This is a genomic window from Kitasatospora sp. NPDC089509, from assembly GCF_044749365.1.
Taxonomy (GTDB): domain Bacteria; phylum Actinomycetota; class Actinomycetes; order Streptomycetales; family Streptomycetaceae; genus Kitasatospora.
In genome coordinates, this window is record NZ_JBIVHS010000001.1 from 209,880 (window position 1) to 227,087 (window position 17,208).

The following is a 17,208-nucleotide window of genomic DNA, read 5'->3' on the forward strand; positions in this document are numbered from 1 at the left end:
CGTGCACGCAAGCGACTTGACGGAGGATCAGGTGGCGATCGCGGAGGCCGTGCAGGCCTTCGCCGCCGAACACCTGGCCCCGCACGCGGTGGAGTGGGACCAGGCCAAGCACTTCCCGGTGGACGTGCTGCGCAAGGCCGCCGACCTCGGTCTCGCCGGGGTGTACGTCCGCGAGGACGCCGGCGGCTCCGAACTCTCCCGGCTGGACGGCGTGGTGGCCTTCGAGGCGCTGGCCACCGGCTGCCCGTCCATCGCCGCCTACCTGTCCATCCACAACATGGTCGGCTGGATGGTCGACCGCTACGGCAGCGAGGCCCAGCGCCACCGCTGGCTGCCCGCGCTCTGCACGGCCGAACACCTGGGCAGCTACTGCCTGACCGAGCCCGGCGCCGGCTCCGACGCCGCCGCGCTCGCCACCCGGGCCGTCCGGGACGGCGACCACTGGGTGCTGGACGGCGTCAAGCAGTTCATCTCGGGCGCGGGCGCCGCGCAGCTGTACATCGTGATGGCGCGCACCGGCGGCCCGGGCCCCGGCGGGGTCTCCGCCTTCGTGGTGGAGCGGGACGACCCGGGGCTGTCCTTCGGCCCGAACGAGAAGAAGATGGGCTGGAACGCCCAGCCCACCCGCCAGGTGCTGCTGGACGGCGTCCGGCTGCCCGCCGACCGGCTGCTCGGCGGCGAGGGCGAGGGCTTCCGGATCGCCATGGCCGGCCTCAACGGCGGTCGGCTCGGCATCGCCGCCTGCTCGCTCGGCGGCGCCCAGAACGCCCTGGACCGGACCACCGCCTACCTCGCCGAGCGCGAGGCCTTCGGCGCCCGACTGCTGCACGCCCAGGCGCTGCAGTTCCGACTGGCCGACATGGCCACCGAGTTGGAGGCCGCCCGGGCCCTGGTCTGGCGGGCCGCCGCGGCCCTGGACCGGGGCGACCGGCGGGCCCCGCAGCTGTGCGCGATGGCCAAGCGGTACGCCACCGACACCGGCTTCGAGGTGGCCAACGAGGCGCTGCAACTCCACGGCGGCTACGGCTACCTGGCCGAGTACGGCATCGAGAAGATCGTCCGCGACCTGCGGGTGCACCAGATCCTGGAAGGGACCAACGAGATCATGCGCGTCATCGTGGCCCGCGGCCTGATCGGGGCCGCGTGATGACCGGGAACGACATCGACGAGGTCCTGGTCCACCGGGAGGGGCGGGCCGGCCTGATCGTCCTCAACCGCCCGGGCGCCCTCAACGCCCTCACCCACGGCATGGTGCGGCGGATCTCGGACGCCCTGGACGCCTGGGAGGACGACGGGAAGGTCGACACCGTCGTCGTCACCGGGGCCGGCGAGCGCGCCTTCTGCGCCGGCGGCGACATCGTGGCCATCCACCGCGCCGCCACCGGCGGCGACCCGGGCGCCGTCGAGGAGTTCTGGCGCGACGAGTACCGGCTGAACGCCCGGATCGCCCGCTACCCCAAGCCCTACGTCGCCGTGATGAGCGGCATCGTGATGGGCGGCGGGGTCGGCGTCTCGGCCCACGGCAGCGTCCGGATCGTCACCGGGACCACCCGTATCGCCATGCCGGAGGCGGGCATCGGCTTCGTCCCGGACGTCGGCGGCACCTATCTGCTCGCCCTCGCGCCCGGCGAGCTGGGCACCCACCTGGCCCTCACCGCGGGCTCGGTCGGCGCCGCGGACGCCCTGCTCTGCGGGCTCGCCGACCACTTCGTCCCCGCCGAGCACCTCCCGGCGCTGCTCGACGACCTGGCCGAACTGCCCGTGCACGACGCCCTGGAACGCCACGTCGCACCCGCGCCGCCCGGCGACCTGGAGGCCCAGCGCCCGTGGATCGACGCCTGCTACGCGGCCGGCACCGTCGAGGAGATCCTCGACCGGCTGCGGGACAGCGGCGAGCCGGAGGCCAAGCAGGCCGCCGACCGGATCGCCGTCAACTCCCCGAGCGCGGTCAAGGCCACCCTGGCCGCGCTGCGCCGGGCCCGGGCGCTCGGCCCGCTGGAGGCGGTGCTCGACCAGGAGTACCGGATCTCCTGCGCGGCCCTGGCCACCCCGGACCTCGCGGAGGGCATCCGCGCCCAGGTGATCGACAAGGACCGGGCGCCGAAGTGGCGCCCGGCCACCCTGGGCGAGGTCGAACCCGCCACCGTGGCCCGCTACTTCGCCCCGCTCGGCGAGCGCGAACTCGGCCTCGCCACCACCACACCCCTGGAGCGCTGGTGACCCTCGACATCGGATCCCTCGACATCGGATTCGTCGGACTCGGCAACATGGGCGGCCCGATGGCCGCCAACCTGGTCAAGGCCGGACACCGGGTGACCGGCTACGACCTGGTGCCGGAGGCGCTGCGGCAGGCGGAGGGGGCCGGCGTCCGCGCGGCGGCCTCCGCGGCCGAAGCGGTGCGGGACGCGCAGGTGGTGATCAGCATGCTCCCGGCCGGCCGGCACGTGCTCGCCGCCTACGCCGAGCTGCTGCCCGCCGCCCGCCCGGACACCCTCTTCGTCGACTGCTCCACCATCGACGTCGCGGACGCCCGGACGGCGCACGAGCTGGCCGTGCGGGCCGGGCACCGCGCCGTGGACGCGCCGGTCTCCGGCGGGGTGGTCGGAGCCACCGCCGGGACCCTCACCTTCATGGTCGGGGCGACCGAGCCGGACTTCGCGGACGTACGGCCGGTCCTGGAGGCGATGGGCCGCAAGGTGGTGCACTGCGGTGCGGCCGGTGCCGGGCAGGCCGCGAAGATCTGCAACAACATGATCCTCGGCATCTCGATGATCGCCGTCAGCGAGGCCTTCGTCCTCGGCGAGAGCCTCGGCCTCAGCCACCAGGCGCTGTTCGACGTCGCCTCGACCGCCTCCGGCCAGTGCTGGGCGCTCACCAGCAACTGTCCGGTCCCCGGCCCGGTGCCGGCCAGCCCGGCCAACCGGGACTACGCGGCCGGGTTCGCCGCCGCCCTGATGGCCAAGGACCTCGGCCTGGCCGCCGGGGCCGCCGAGGCGGCCGGCCTGCCCACCGAACTCGGCCGCAGGGCAGCCGAGTTGTACGCGGACTTCGCGGCGGCCGACGGCGCCGGCCTGGACTTCTCGGCGATCATCACCACCCTCAAGGAGAACCGCGCATGACCGCTGGCGAGACGGTGTACGAGACGGCGTACGAGACGATCCGGGTCGAGCGCAAGGGCCGGGTCGGGGTGATCACCCTCGACCGGCCCAAGGCGCTGAACGCCCTGAACACCCGGCTGATGACCGAGGTCGTCGAGGCGGCGACCGCGTTCGACCGGGACCGGGAGATCGGCTGTCTGCTGGTCACCGGCTCGGAGAAGGCCTTCGCGGCCGGGGCCGACATCAAGGAGATGCAGTCGCTGGAGTTCGTCGACGCCTACCTGGGCGACTGGTTCGCCGCCTGGGACCGCTTCGCCGCGCTGCGCAAGCCGGTGGTCGCCGCGGTCGCGGGCTACGCGCTGGGCGGCGGCTGCGAGTTGGCGATGATGTGCGACGTCCTGCTGGCCGCGGACACCGCGAAGTTCGGGCAGCCGGAGATCAAGCTCGGGGTGATCCCGGGCATCGGCGGCTCGCAGCGGCTGACCCGGGCCATCGGCAAGGCCAAGGCCATGGACCTGTGCCTGACCGGCCGGATGATGGGCGCCGAGGAGGCCGAGCGGGCCGGGCTGGTGGCCCGGATCGTCCCGGCCGACCAGCTGCTCACCGAGGCGCTGGCTACTGCCGAGACCGTCGCGGCGATGTCCGCCCCGGCGGCGGTGATGCTCAAGGAGAGCGTGAACCGGGCCTTCGAGACCACCCTCGCCGAGGGCGTGCGCTTCGAACGCCGGCTGTTCCACTCGGTGTTCGCCACGGCGGACCAGAAGGAGGGGATGGCGGCCTTCGCCGAGAAGCGCCCGCCGAAGTTCGAGCACCGCTGAGGCCCGCCGCTCCTGGCCGCCGCGGGGTGGCCAGGGGTGCTGGCGGGTACCTGACATTCCTTGACTGTTCATCCCTCACCTCCCCTGTCCGGAGACTCCGGTGGGAAGACCGTCGGTGAACCGGTGCGGTGGCATCCGGCACCCGCACCGGCACGACGGAGAGGGTGAAGCTGATGTCCGGAATGACCCGACGGAGGCTGCTCGGATCGGCGGCCGGCGTGCTGGGATCGGCGGCGGCGATGAGCCTGCTGCCGCCGAGCGTCCAGCGGGCGGTGGCGGCGGGCGTGCCGAAGGCCGGTTCGCTGCGGGACGTCGAGCACGTGGTGCTGCTGATGCAGGAGAACCGTTCCTTCGACCACTACTTCGGCACGCTGGCCGGTGTCCGCGGCTTCGCGGACCCGGACGCCCTGCGGCTGGAGAACGGGCGCTCCGTGTTCTACCAGCCCGACGGCGAGAACCCGGACGGCTACCTGCTGCCGTTCCGCCTGGACACCGGCACCACGAGCGCCCAGGCGATCCCGTCCACCAGCCACGCCTGGGCGGTCCAGCACCAGGCGTGGAACGGCGGGAGGATGGACCAGTGGCTGCCCGCGCACCGGGCCGCCGACGGCGTCAACGGCCCGTACGTGATGGGGTACTACACCCGGGAGGACATCCCCTTCCAGTACGCCCTCGCCGACGCGTTCACCGTCTGCGACAACTACTTCTGCTCGGTCCAGGGGCCGACCTGGCCCAACCGGCTGTACTGGATGACGGGTTCGATCGGCGCCGACGGGGGCCAGGGCGGCCCGATCATCCAGAACTCCGCGCCCGAGCCGCTGACCTGGAAGACCTACGCCGAACAGCTGGAGACCGCCGGCGTCAGCTGGCAGGTGTACCAGGAGGCCGACAACTACGGCATCAACATGCTCTCGCTCTTCAAGAGCTTCCAGCAGGCCAAGCCTGGCAGTGCGCTGCACCGCCGAGGCATGACGACCCGCCCGGCCGGCACCTTCGAGGAGGACGCGCGCAACGACCGGCTGCCCGCCGTCTCCTGGATCCTGCCGACCAGCTACCAGTCCGAGCACCCGGACTACCTGCCCGCCGCCGGCGCCGACTACGTCGCCGCCAAGATCGAGGCGGTCGCGTCGAACCCCGCGGTGTGGGCCAAGACGGTGTTCATCCTCAACTACGACGAGAACGACGGCCTGTTCGACCACGTGCCGCCGCCGGTGCCCCCGGCCGGGACGCCGGGCGAGTTCGTCGACGGGCTGCCGATAGGCGGCGGCTTCCGGGTGCCGTGCCTCATCATCTCGCCCTGGACGGTGGGCGGTTGGGTCGCCGACGAGGCCTTCGACCACACCTCGGTGCTGCGGTTCCTGGAGCGGTTCACCGGAGTCCGCTCGGCCACCCTCACCGACTGGCGCCGCCGCACCTTCGGCGACCTGACGTCGGCCTTCCAGTTCGACGCCGGCCGGCACCCGGCCCCGCCGCTGCCGCCGACCGCCGAGCAGCTCGACCTGGCCGAGTACGAGGTGGCCAACTACCCGGCGCCCACCTTCCCGGGCGGGGGACAGCCGTTCCCCGTCCAGGAGCCCGGCACCCGCCCGCGCCTGCCGCGCTAGCGCTCGGCCCACCCGGCCGGAGGCGGGTGCCCGCCGGTCGGCCCGGGCCGGGGGCGCGGTAGCGTGCCCGGTCGAGGGAGGTCGGTCGTGGACGGATGGCAGGACGGACGGCGGGACGGACGGCAGGACGGACCGGTCCGGGTGGGCCGGTCCGCGCGGGTCGAGGACGGCGCCTGCCGCCACCTGCTGGTGTGGCGGGCCGGGCCGGGCTGGCGGATGGTCAGCAGCGCGGTGCTCGGCGGCGGGCTGGGCGAACGGTCCTGGGTGCTGAACGCCCAGGTCCGGCCCGGCTACGCGCGGATGGACCCGGCCGAACACCTGGCCGAGCTGGCCGCCGCCGAGGGCCTGACCGGCTCCGGCGTCGGGCTGATGACGGCGGCCGAGGTGGACGACTGCACCTGGGCCGAGGACGAGGGCGTCACCGCCGTGGTCACCGCCGGGATCGGTGTCCCGGTCTGGGCGGCCGACCCCGCCGCCCGGCCGGCCGCCCACCGGCCCGGCACGATCAACATCCTGGCCGTGGTGCCGGCCCCGGTCGCCGACGCCGGGTTGGTGAACCTGCTGGCCACCGCGACCGAGGCCAAGGTGCAGGCGCTGCTGGACGCCGGGTACGACTGCTCCGGCACCCCCTCGGACGCGGTCTGCGTGGCCGTCCGGACCGACGGCGGCGCGGCCGACCCCTTCGGCGGACCGCGGTCGGTCTGGGGCGCCCGGCTGGCCCGGGCGGTCCACCGGGCGGTGCAGGCCGGCGCCGAACGGGACCGGGCCCGCCGCGCCCTCGGGGCGCCCGTGCCGCACCCGGCCTCCGTCCCGCCCTGCCGGGTGCCGGACCTGCTGGCCGGGCCCGATGCCGCTCCGCCGGCCCCGGCGTTGCGCGGACGGGTGCCGCAGCCCGGCTGAGATGCTCTGCCGGTGGAGACGACGGACACCGGCCGGATCGAGGCGTTCAGCGACGGGGTCTTCGCGATCGCGATCACCCTGCTGGTGCTGGAGATCAGGATCCCGCAGGCGCACGGGGCGGCGGAGCTGTGGCGGGCGCTCGGCGCCCAGTGGCCGTCCTACTTCGCGTTCGTGGTGAGCTTCCTGGTGATCGGTGTGGAGTGGGTGAACCACCACACCCTGTTCCGGCACCTGGCCCGGGTCGACCGCACCCTGATGTTCCTCAACCTGCTGCTGCTGATGCTGGTCTCGGTGCTGCCCTTCCCGACCGCCCTGGTCGCGCAGAACCTGCGGAACGGCTCGGCGGCGAACGTGGCCGCGGCCGTGTACGGCGCGGTGATGGTCGGCCAGGCGGTGCTGTTCAGCCTCTTCTGGAATTACGCCACCCGCACCGGCCACTGCTTCGACGCGCGGGTGGACGTGCCGGCCGCCCGGGCCGCCCGCTGGCGGTTCGAACTGGGCCTGGTGGTCTACCCGCTGACCGTCGCCCTGGCCTTCTTGTCCGCCCCGGCGGCCCTGGCCGTGCACGGGCTGCTCGCCCTCTACTACGGCTTCAACCAGGTGCGGGTGCCGCTGCTCGACCGGGCGGGCTGACCGGATGGTGGAACCACGGGCGGGGAGGGCCGGTTGTCGTTACCGTCCAGGGGCATGGACCACGACTTCGACCGCAACTTCAACCACGAATTCGGCACCCGCTTCGCCCGGGACTGGGCGGACGCCTGGAACGCGCACGACCTGGAGCGCATCCTCGCCCACTTCACCGAGGACGTCGTCTTCGCCTCGCCCCGGATCCTCGAACTGATCGGCGACCCGTCCGGCGAGGTGCGCGGCAAGGAGGCCCTGCGGGTCTACTGGGCGAAGGGCCTGAAGCACCTGCCCGATCTGCACTTCACCGTCGAGGACGTCCGGGTCTCGGTCGACACCCTCGTCATCAACTACCGCAACGAGCGCGGCCGGGCCGTCGCCGAGGTGCTCAGCTTCCGCGAGGGCCGGGTCTGCCGGGGCTTCGGCGCGTACGGCCCCGAGGCCTGAGCCGGTTGCCGGTTGCCGGTTGCCGGTTGACGGGTGACCGACGGCGGACGGACCGACGGCGGACGGACGGCGGCCCCGGACGTTCCCGGGGCCGCCGTCCGCACGGGGTACGTCAGCTGCCGTAGCGCAGCGAGACGGTGTCGCCGAGGTTGACCACGGCGGTGCGGTCGGCGGTGATCGAGGCGCCGCCGTCGGTCGACAGCAGCCAGCTCGAAGTACCGCTGTTGGCAACGCCGTTGAGCGAGGTGATCGGACCGGCGACGCCGCTGGCCGGGGTGACCGCCGTGACGCAGCCGGCCGGGCTCGCGGTGGCGGCCGCGTCGAGCACGTCGCCGAGGGTCGCGGTGCTGCCGGTGGGGGTGATGGTGACCGCGCAGGGGCGCGGGTTGCCGGTGCCGTCGTCGACGATCAGGGCGATCCGGGCGGCGGTGCCCGGGGTGAAGCCGGAGGTGGCCACGAACTGCGGCTCGCCCGCGGTGACCGGGGTGGGCGGGGTGGCCGTGAAGCCGCCGCCGGCGACCGCGCGCAGGCCGTCGACCGAGGCGTAGGCGCTGGGCGAGGTGTCGGTGGGCTGGTAGCGGAAGCCGCCGCCGGGGTTGAACTGCTGGGAGATCAGGAAGTCCACCGGGGTCTTCTTGAACGGGGCGGGCGAGGTGAAGTCCGTGCCCTGCGGGTCGAAGCCGCAGGCGATCAGGCCGGAGACGGCCCAGCCGTTGGAGTCGGTGTTCACCCCGTACATCGCGTTGAACGCGCCCGAGGTGGCCATCTTGGCCTTGAGGAAGCCCTTCGCGGCGAGCACCGCCGGGTCGGTGTTGGCCACCCCGCCGACGCACAGCGAGGCCATCGACGCGCCGGTCATGTCGACGTCGCTGGGCTGGCCGAGGGCGTTCGGGTCGCCCGCGGCCTTGCTGTAGTTCCAGCCGCCGTCGGTGTGCTGGTTGGCACGCACCACGGCGGTGGAGGCGTCCAGCAGCGGCTGGGGCACCCGCTGGGCGCCGGCCTGGGTGCGGGCGCCGCCGAGGGCGAGCAGGGCGAAAACGGTGCCGTTGAAGTTTGCGGCGGGGCCGTAGTAGCCGGGCGTGGACGTCTGCCAGTAGGAGACGGCGTCGGCGATCAGGTTGCGGCCGGGGCCGACCCGGGCCGGGTCTATGCCCGCCGCGTAGGAGTTGAGGATGCCGCGCTCGTAGTCGGTGACCACCGGGCTGGCGTTCGGCCAGGTCGGGGCGGCGAGCTGGTTGCGGTAGACCAGGCGGGCGTTCTTGGTGGCGTCGCCGCCGGGGGTGACGTCGGCGGCGGCGGTCCCGGCCGCGGCCAGGGCGCTGAACGCCCACTCGTTGGACAGTCCGCTGCCCGCGTAGCCGCCGTCCGCGCCCTGGAGGCTGCGCAGGTAGGCGACGCCGTTGGTGACGGAGGTGCTGATCTGGGTCGGGCTCGCGGTGGCCTGGGCCGGGACGGCGGTGGCGAGCGCGGTGCCGGCCGCGGCCAGGGCGGCGACGGCGGTGGCGAGGCCGCGGTGGAGGGTGCGGGTCATGGAAGGGCTCCTGGGGGGTGAGGGGCCCCGACCGTGCCCGGTGCGTCGGCGGTTTCGGCGTCGGCGCGAGGGCGGCCGACGCCCGGATCGCGTGGACGGACTTCCGCGGAACAGTGCGGCCGCCGGGCATCCGGGCTCGCGGGGGAGGCAGTGCCGCCCCGCACACCGTTGCGCGTCAGCCCCGGATTTCCACCGGGTTCCCCCGCTCGGCCGAGCCGGGACCTTACCGCATCGAATTCGAACGAGCCGTGACGTAGACGATATGACGAATCGTTGACCTCGCTGGTCCGGCCATGGTCTGATGAAGCGTTTTTCCTCCAGGGGAGTCAGGGGAAGCCGGTTCGAATCCGGCGCTGTCCCGCAACCGTGTGCCCGTACCGACGAGTTCAGTCGACTCGTCCCGGCGGGCGAGCCGGAATGCCTGCGCCATGGAGTACGCACGAGCGTCGTCGAGGACTGCGACGCGGTACGGCCCACCCCTGCCCCGGGGTGCCCTGCTGCGCACCCGTGTCCCCGCCGACGCCGCAGTCGACAGGGGAGTTCGTTCCGTGCCGGTCCACAGACACCGTCCCACCGTGTGGCGGCGAGGAACCGCCGCCTCCGCGGCCGCCGCCGCGCTCGCGCTGACCGCGGGCAGCCTGGCCCTGGTGGCCCTGCCCGGGACCGCCGCCCACGCGGACCCGCTGGAGCAGTGCACGGCGACCTCCGGGGCCGTCGTCGCGGTCGACTTCGGCCCGTTCGGCGGCGGCGTGGTCCGCGGCTGCGACGCCCACCCCACCACCGGGATGAACCTGCTGCACAACGGCGGGTTCAGCACCGCCGGCACGGCGCACGACGGCCCCGCCTTCGTCTGCCGACTCGGCAACCCGGCCTTCCACGACGGCACCCAGTACCCCACGCCGGACAAGGAGTCCTGCGTCAACACCCCGCAGGCGACCGGCTATTGGTCGTACTGGATCGCCCCGGTCGGCCAGGACCACTGGTCGTACGCCACGCTCGGCGCGATGTCGCAGAAGCCCGCGCCCGGCGAGGTCGAGGCCTGGGTGTACGGCGGGACGGACGTCGGCGGCACCACCGGCTCCCCGACCTTCACCCCGGACTCGGTCCGGGCCAAGGGCGGGTCGCCCACGCCCACGCCGACCCCCACGCCCACCCCCACGCCGACCGCGACCGGTACGCCGAAGCCCCCCAAGGCCGACCTGCCCGCCGCGGCCCGCTGGCTGGTCGCCCGGCTGACCGACGGCGACCACGTGTACGACCCCTCGGCGAAGGCGGTGGACTACGACGCCACCACCGACACCGCCTTCACGCTGGCCGCGGCCGGCGGGCAGGACGACACCCTGCGCAAGATCGTCGCCTACCTGGCCGCCCACACCGACCAGTACGCCTTCCCGGGCGGCCCCGAGGCGGCCCCCGTCCCCCGGGCCGTCGCCCAGCTGGCCCTGCTCGCCGAGATCACCGGCGGGGACCCGCGCGCCTTCGGCGGACACGACCTGATCGCCGCGCTCACCGACCACGTCTGCACCGCCCAGGGCAAGCTCGGCGCCTGCACCGCGGCCGGGGACTTCGAGGGCGCGACCTATCCCGTCAACCAGGCCCTCGCCCTGCTGGCCCTCGCCCGCTCCGGCACCGCCCTGCCGCCCACCGCCGTCACCCGGCTCACCTCCGCCCAGTGCGCCGACGGCGGCGTCTCCTCCGTGATGATCGCCCCCGGCGACCACTGCGACGGCGACCCGGGCACCACCGCGCTGACCGCGCTCACCCTGCGCCGGGCCGGCGCCGCGCCCGACGCCGTCAAGCGCGCCGACGCCTGGACCGCCGCCCAGCAGAAGCCCGACGGCGGCCTCTGGCCGTACTCCTGGGCCGGCGCGAGCGACACCTACACCACGGCGCTGGCCGCCCAGGCACTGAAGGCGGCCGGCCGCACCGACGCCGACGCGGCCGCCACCGGCTGGATCGCCGCCCGGCAGCTGCCCTCCGGGGGCTTCACCACCGACCCGGCCGCCACCGACGCGGACCCCACCGCCACCGGACAGGCGGTGCTCGCCCTGGCCGGCACCGACCTCGCCGCGCTCGACCACGACCTGCACCGGAAGCCCGACCTGGCCAAGGGCTCGGCCTACCTCACCGACCCGACCCGGCTGATCGGCGGCCAGTACTACGAGGGCTTCCCGGGCTTCGCCGACTTCGGGCTGACCATCGACGGCGCCTTCGCCCTCGCCGCCACCGGCAGCGACGACAAGGCACTGGGCCGGATCGCCGACTTCCTCGACCAGCACGGCAAGGACGGCAACGGCCGGACGGTGGACGACTGGACGAACGTCGGTACCGAGTTCGCCGGCGGCGGCTCGATCGGCAAGACGGCGCTGCTCGCCGAGGTGGTCGGCCGCGACCCGCGCGCCTTCGGCGGCCAGGACCTGATCGCCGCGCTCGCCGCCATCATCTGCACCGCGCCCAGCCAGGCCCCCGACACCGCCTGCGCGGCCCAGGGCAACTACCGCTACGCGACCTCGGTGTTCTCCCAGTCGCTCGGCATCATCGCCCAACTCCGGGCCGGGGACGGCGCCCACGCCACCGAGCCGGTGCGCTACCTGACCGGCCTCCAGCACGCCGACGGCTCCTGGCCGAGCCTGATCCCGGCCAAGGGCGACTCCGACGTGGACAGCACCGCGATGGCCGCGATGGCCCTCGACCTGCTCCCCGACGACCCGGCCGCCCGGCAGGCCGTGGACCGCGCGGTCGCGTGGATCGCGGGCAAGCAGCTCGCCGACGGCGGCTTCCCGGGCGCCTCCGGCGACTCGACCAACTCGACCGCCCTGGCCGTCCAGACGTTCTCGCTGCGGGCCGGGCAGTACGGTCCGGCGATCTCGCGGGCCCGGGACTTCCTGGCCGGGCAGCAGAACACGGACGGCGGCTTCAACGTCGCGGCGGCCGGGCAGCGCGGCTCGGACGTCCGGGCCTCGACCCAGGTGCTGGGCGGGACGGTCGGCACGTCCTTCGGGACGCTGAAGCGGCCGGTGGCGGCGGGGACGCCGCAGCCGAGCGGGTCGCCCTCCGCGACCGCCTCCCCGACCTCCACCGGCTCCCCGACCTCCACTGGGTCCCCGACCTCCGGCGCGAGTTCGACCGGCACCCCGGCGCCGACCGGGACGTCCGGGGCCTCCGCGCCCGGCGTGACCGACGCGCCCCCGGCGGGCGCCGGTGACGGCGGGGCACCGGGCGGCGAGGTCCGGCCGGTGGTGGCCGACGCCGCCGCCCCGAACGGCTCCGGCCTGGCCCACACCGGCAGCGACGCCGCCCTCCCGGCGCTGCTCGCCCTGGCCCTGCTGCTGGCCGGCGGCACCGCCGTCGCCGTCTCCCGCACCCGCCTCGGCCAGGGGCGGCACCGATGAGCCGCCGACAGGGCCTGGCGGCCGTGCTCGGCGCGCTCTCGCTGATCGGCACCGCGCTGCTCGGCACGGCCACCCCGGCCGCCGCCGCACCGTTGCCACTGGACCAGTGCACGACCACCTCCGGCGTGATCCTGGCGATCGACTTCAGCAAGTGGGGCGGTCCGGTGCTGCGCTCCTGCGGCACCACGCCGACCACCGGCTACGAGCTGCTCAACCAGGGCGGCTGGCACACCACCGGCACCGGCCACGACGGCCCGGCGTTCATCTGCCGGATCGGCTTCAGCGGGTACCTGGGCGGCAAGCAGTACCCGACCGCCGACCAGGAGAAGTGCGTCCTCACCCCGCCGGCCAAGGCCTACTGGTCGTACTGGCACGCCGACCCGGGGGACACCGACTGGAGCTACAGCCAGCTCGGCGCGATGAGCTACCACCCCAATCCGGGCAGCGTGGACCTGTGGATCTTCGGTGAGACCAACGACGCCCTGACCATCGGGCGGCCGACCATCCCGGTGGACTCCCTACGGGCCCACAACACCGCGCCCGGCGGTTCGACCACCGGCGGCTCCGGTTCCGGCGGCGGCTCGGGCAACGGCTCCAACGGCTCCAACGGCGGTGGCGGCGGCTCGGGTTCGGGCGGCGGAACGGCGGGCGGCTCCGGTTCCGGCTCCGGTGGCTCGACCACCGGCGGTTCAGCGTCGGGAGGCAGCGGCCACGGCTCCGGCTCCGCCCCGCAGCCCGGCGGCGGTGCCCGGCAGCCCGCCCCCGGCCGGGCCCCCGCCCCGGGCGGCACGGCGGCCCCGGCCGACGGCACCCCGGAGCCGACCCCGGACGCGCCTGCCTCCGACCAGCCGACGACCCCGGCCGCCACCCCCGAGGGGACACCCACCCCGACGGACCCGCCCACGCCGACCGACACCCCGTCGGCCACCGCGACCTCGGCGAGCCCGACCACCACCGTGGTCGACGCCGCCCCCACCGCGGACGCCCCGCACGACTCCGGCTCGGTGCTGCCGCTGGCGATCACCGTGGCGGTCGCCCTCGGCCTCGGCGGCGCCGCCGCGCTGACCGCCCGCCGGCGCCGCCGAAGGGACCGGTGACGGTGACCACCGCCGCCCCGCCCCGGCGGCCGACCGACGCCATCGGCATCGGCGGCCGCCGGGCGCCGCGCACCCTGCACCCGGCCGCCTGGTGGGCCTGGGCGCTCGCCCTCGCCACCGCCGCCAGCCGCACCACCAACCCGCTGCTGCTCCTGCTGGTGCTGGCCGTGCTCGGCTACGTGGTCACCGCCCGCCGCACCGACGCGCCCTGGGCCCGCGGCTTCGGCTACTACCTGTGGCTGGCCCTGGTCGTGGTGGCGATCCGGGTGCTGTTCCGCTGCGTCTTCGCGACCGGTGTCACCGCGAGCGACCACGTGATGTTCACCCTCCCGCACATCCCGACCCCGGCCTGGTACGCGGGCATCGAGATCGGCGGCCCGGTCTCGCTGGAGGCGGTGCTCTCCTCGGCCTTCGACGGGCTGCGGCTGGCCTGCCTGATCTGCTGCATCGGCGCGGCCAACACCCTGGCCAACCCCAAGCGCGCGCTGCGGGTGCTGCCCGGCGCGCTGTACGAGCTGGGGGTGGCCGTCACGGTCTCGGTGAGCGTCGCGCCGCAGCTGGTGCAGAGCGTCCAACGGGTCGCCCGGGCCCGGCGGTTGCGGGCCGGCGCGGGCAAGGGGGTGCGCGCGCTGCGCGGCATCGTGGTCCCGGTGCTGGAGGACGCGCTGGAGCGCTCGCTGAAGCTGGCCGCCGCGATGGACTCGCGCGGCTACGGCCGCTCGGGCACCGCCACCCGCGGCTCCCGGCGGGCCACCGGCGCCCTGATGCTGCTCGGCATGGCCGGGCTCTGCGCTGGAGCGTACGGCCTGCTGGACGGCACCGCGCCCGGCTTCCTCGGCCTGCCCGCCCTGCTGGTCGGCGCCGCGCTCTGCTGCGGGGGACTGGCCCTCGGCGGCCGCCGGGTGCGCCGCACCAGCTACCGGCCGGACCGCTTCCGCGCCGCCGAGTGGGGGGTGACCGGCTGCGGGGTGCTCGCCGCGGCCACCCTGTTCGGCACGGTCGGCTACGACCCGACCGACCTGGTCCCCTCGCTGCACCCGCTGAGCTGGCCCGCGCTGCCGGCGGTGCCGGCCGTCGCGGTGCTGCTGGCGGGCGCGGCCGGGCTGATCGCCCCGCCGCAGGACCGTCCGGTACCGCCGACCGGACCCATGGCACCCGTTGACAAGCACCAGCCCGCCGAGGTTACGCAGTGATCCGTTTCGACCACGTCGGCGTCCGCTACCAGGGCGCCGCCGAACCCGTACTGCGCGACGTCGACCTGCACGTGCCCGAGGGCGAACTGTGCCTGGTGGTCGGCCGCACCGGCGTGGGCAAGTCCACCCTGCTCGGCGCCGTCAACGGGCTCGTCCCGCACTTCACCGGCGGCACCCTGCGCGGTCGGGTCACCGTGGCCGGCCGGGACACCGCCGACCACCCGCCGCGTGAACTCGCCGATGTGGTGGGCGTGGTGGGGCAGGACCCGGTGGCGGGCTTCACCACCGACACGGTGGAGGAGGAACTCGCCTACGCGATGGAGCAGTTGGCGATCCCGCCGGAGACCATGCGGAAGCGGGTCGAGGAGACCCTCGACCTGCTCGGGCTGGCCGAGCTGCGCCACCGCGCGCTGCACGAGCTCTCCGGCGGCCAGCAGCAGCGGGTCGCCATCGGCTCGGTGCTCACCGCCCACCCGCGCGTCCTGGTGCTGGACGAACCCACCTCCGCCCTGGACCCGACCGCCGCCGAGGAGGTGCTCGCCGCGATCACCCGGCTGGTGCACGACCTCGGGGTGACCGTCCTGCTGGCCGAACACCGGCTGGAGCGCGTCGTCCAGTACGCCGACCGGGTCGTCCACCTGCCCGGCGACGGCACCGTGGTGCACGGGCCGCCCGCCCAGGTGTTCGCCGAGGCCTCCGTCGCACCCCCGGTGGTCCACCTCGGCCGGCTGGCCGGCTGGCGGCCGCTGCCGCTGTCCGTCCGGGACGCCCGCCGGGCCGCCGCGCCGCTCCGGGAGCGGCTCGCCGACGTGCCCGTTCCCCCGCCGCGCCGGGCAGCGGTGGCGGGGGAACGGGTGCTGGAGGCACGGAAGGTGGTGGTCCGGTACGGGCCGGTGACGGCCGTCCGGGAGGTCGGTCTGGAGCTGCGGTCCGGTGAGGTCACCGCGCTGATGGGCCGCAACGGCTCCGGCAAGTCCTCGCTGCTCTGGGCCCTCCAGGGCTCCGGGCCCCGCCAGGGCGGCAGCGTCCAGGTCACCGGCCCGGCCCGCGGTGGCCGTCCCGGGAAGGGCGGCGACCCCAAGAAGCTCTCCGCCGCCGACGCCCGCCGACTGGTCGGCCTGGTCCCGCAGACCCCCACCGACCTGCTCTACCTGGAGTCCGTCCGGGACGAACTCGCCCAGGCCGACCGGGAGTCCGGCACCGAGGGCCCGACCGCCCGGGAGATCCTGGACCGGCTCGCCCCCGGCATCCCGGACCGCAGCCACCCCCGGGACCTCTCCGAGGGGCAGAAGCTCGCCCTGGTGCTCGCCGTCCAACTCGCCGCCGCACCCACGGTGGTGCTGCTCGACGAGCCCACCCGGGGCCTGGACTACGCCGCCAAGGAGGCGCTGGTGCGGATCGTCGACCAGCTCGCCGCCGAGGGGCGCAGCGTGGTGATCTCCACCCACGACGTGGAGTTCGTCGCCTCGGCGGCGGACCGGGTGGTGGTGCTCGCCGAGGGCGAGGTGGTGGCCGACGGCCCGACCGCCGAGGTCGTCACCGCCTCTCCGACCTTCGCCCCGCAGGCGGCCAAGATCCTGGCTCCGCTGCCGTACTTGACGGTCCATCAGGTCGGCGCGGCACTGGGGGAGGTCCGATGAGTGCGGCGGCCGCCGTCCGGATCCCGGCCCGGGCCGGGATCGTCGTCGCGCTGGCCGGCTTCATCGGCCTGGTCGCCTTCTGCTGGCCGTTCGTGGTCGCCCCCGGCAAGTTCGGCTCCGCGTACGCCCCGCCGCTGATCTTCGGCGCGCTGCTGGTGCTGGTCATCGCGGTGGTGATCGCCGAGATCTCGGCGGGCGGCATCGACGCCAAGGCGCTCGCCATGCTCGGCGTGCTGTCCGCCGTCAACGCCGGACTGCGGCCGCTGGGCGCCGGCACGGCGGGCATCGAGACGGTGTTCTTCCTGCTGGTGCTCGCCGGGCGGGTGTTCGGTCCTGGCTTCGGCTTCACCCTGGGCTGCACCTCGCTGTTCGCCTCCGCCCTGCTGACCGGAGGGGTCGGGCCCTGGATGCCCTACCAGATGTTCGGCTGCGCCTTCGTCGGCATGCTCGCCGGGCTGCTGCCGAGGGCGCGCGGGAAGTGGGAGATCGCGCTGCTCGCGGGCTACGGCTCGGTCTCCGGCTACCTGTTCGGCTTCCTGCTCAACCTGTCCTTCTGGCCGTTCTCGCTCGACCCGAAGAGCTCCATCGCCTACCTCCCCGGCCTGCCGTTCACCGAGCAGTGGCACCGCTACCTGCTCTTCGACCTGGCCACCTCGCTCGGCTGGGACACCGGCCGGGCCGTCACCACCTTCGTCGCGATCCTGGTCGTCGGCCCCGCCGTGCTGACCGTCTTCCGGCGGGCCGCCCGGCGCGCCAACTTCGAACCCGAGGTGCGGTTCGAGGCGACGGCGGGGGAGCCGGCCACCGGCCCCGATCCCCGCACCGCGGCCCGCACCTGAGAAACCGTCGAGCCGTCCTCCTCCC

General features: G+C 74.8%; 14 protein-coding genes and 2 riboswitches. Of the genes, 13 read left to right on the top strand and 1 reads right to left on the bottom strand.

What is annotated here, in order from left to right; translation table 11 throughout:
• Positions 1-16 precede the first annotated feature (16 nt).
• From ACIP4P_RS00760 to ACIP4P_RS00795, 8 genes are all read left to right on the top strand, one after another.
• Positions 17-1,147: an acyl-CoA dehydrogenase family protein gene (locus ACIP4P_RS00760; RefSeq protein ID WP_400913297.1), complete on the top strand. Its 1,131-nt coding sequence runs from the start codon at positions 17-19 to the stop codon at positions 1,145-1,147.
• Complete coding sequence (locus ACIP4P_RS00765) at positions 1,147-2,220, top strand: enoyl-CoA hydratase/isomerase family protein (RefSeq protein WP_400913298.1); 1,074 nt, start codon at positions 1,147-1,149, stop codon at positions 2,218-2,220. Before ACIP4P_RS00760 ends, ACIP4P_RS00765 begins: the two co-directional genes overlap by 1 nt.
• Complete coding sequence (mmsB, locus tag ACIP4P_RS00770) at positions 2,217-3,119, top strand: 3-hydroxyisobutyrate dehydrogenase (protein WP_400913299.1); 903 nt, start codon at positions 2,217-2,219, stop codon at positions 3,117-3,119. Before ACIP4P_RS00765 ends, mmsB begins: the two co-directional genes overlap by 4 nt.
• A complete protein-coding gene (locus tag ACIP4P_RS00775) occupies positions 3,116-3,916 on the top strand; it encodes an enoyl-CoA hydratase (RefSeq protein WP_400913301.1) in 801 nt (266 codons plus the stop codon). The genes mmsB and ACIP4P_RS00775 overlap by 4 nt, the downstream gene beginning before the upstream one ends.
• Positions 3,917-4,089: 173 nt before the next feature.
• Entirely contained in the window at positions 4,090-5,520 is a 1,431-nt protein-coding gene (locus ACIP4P_RS00780; protein ID WP_400913303.1) for an alkaline phosphatase family protein, read from the top strand.
• Between the two features lie 141 nt (positions 5,521-5,661).
• On the top strand, positions 5,662-6,420 hold the full coding sequence (locus tag ACIP4P_RS00785; RefSeq protein ID WP_400914403.1) for an adenosylcobinamide amidohydrolase: 759 nt from the start codon (positions 5,662-5,664) through the stop codon (positions 6,418-6,420).
• A 12-nt stretch (positions 6,421-6,432) separates the two neighbouring features.
• Entirely contained in the window at positions 6,433-7,053 is a 621-nt protein-coding gene (locus tag ACIP4P_RS00790; RefSeq protein WP_350518393.1) for a TMEM175 family protein, read from the top strand.
• Positions 7,054-7,107: 54 nt separating this feature from the next.
• Positions 7,108-7,491, top strand: coding sequence for a nuclear transport factor 2 family protein (locus ACIP4P_RS00795; RefSeq protein WP_400913305.1), 384 nt, complete (start codon positions 7,108-7,110; stop codon positions 7,489-7,491).
• A 112-nt stretch (positions 7,492-7,603) separates the two neighbouring features.
• Here the strand turns inward: ACIP4P_RS00795 and ACIP4P_RS00800 are convergent, their stop codons facing one another.
• Positions 7,604-9,022, bottom strand: a complete 1,419-nt coding sequence (locus ACIP4P_RS00800; protein WP_350518391.1) for a prenyltransferase/squalene oxidase repeat-containing protein — start codon at positions 9,020-9,022, stop codon at positions 7,604-7,606.
• Positions 9,023-9,146: 124 nt separating this feature from the next.
• Positions 9,147-9,225: riboswitch (cobalamin riboswitch) on the bottom strand.
• A gap of 86 nt (positions 9,226-9,311) precedes the next feature.
• A riboswitch (cobalamin riboswitch) is annotated at positions 9,312-9,466 on the top strand.
• A gap of 131 nt (positions 9,467-9,597) precedes the next feature.
• Between ACIP4P_RS00800 and ACIP4P_RS00805 the strand changes: the two genes are divergently transcribed.
• Genes ACIP4P_RS00805 through ACIP4P_RS00825 form a run of 5 tightly spaced genes read left to right on the top strand, consistent with a single transcriptional unit; the run spans position 9,598 to position 17,183 of the window.
• Complete coding sequence (locus tag ACIP4P_RS00805; RefSeq protein ID WP_400913307.1) at positions 9,598-12,414, top strand: prenyltransferase/squalene oxidase repeat-containing protein; 2,817 nt, start codon at positions 9,598-9,600, stop codon at positions 12,412-12,414.
• Positions 12,411-13,511, top strand: coding sequence for a hypothetical protein (locus ACIP4P_RS00810; protein ID WP_400913309.1), 1,101 nt, complete (start codon positions 12,411-12,413; stop codon positions 13,509-13,511). Before ACIP4P_RS00805 ends, ACIP4P_RS00810 begins: the two co-directional genes overlap by 4 nt.
• On the top strand, positions 13,508-14,704 hold the full coding sequence (locus tag ACIP4P_RS00815; RefSeq protein WP_400913310.1) for a CbiQ family ECF transporter T component: 1,197 nt from the start codon (positions 13,508-13,510) through the stop codon (positions 14,702-14,704). The genes ACIP4P_RS00810 and ACIP4P_RS00815 overlap by 4 nt, the downstream gene beginning before the upstream one ends.
• Positions 14,701-16,344, top strand: coding sequence for an ABC transporter ATP-binding protein (locus tag ACIP4P_RS00820; protein WP_400913312.1), 1,644 nt, complete (start codon positions 14,701-14,703; stop codon positions 16,342-16,344). The genes ACIP4P_RS00815 and ACIP4P_RS00820 overlap by 4 nt, the downstream gene beginning before the upstream one ends.
• Positions 16,341-17,183 (top strand): ECF transporter S component, encoded by an 843-nt coding sequence (locus tag ACIP4P_RS00825; protein ID WP_400913313.1) that lies wholly within the window; start codon positions 16,341-16,343, stop codon positions 17,181-17,183. The genes ACIP4P_RS00820 and ACIP4P_RS00825 overlap by 4 nt, the downstream gene beginning before the upstream one ends.
• The last annotated feature ends 25 nt before the right edge of the window (positions 17,184-17,208 follow it).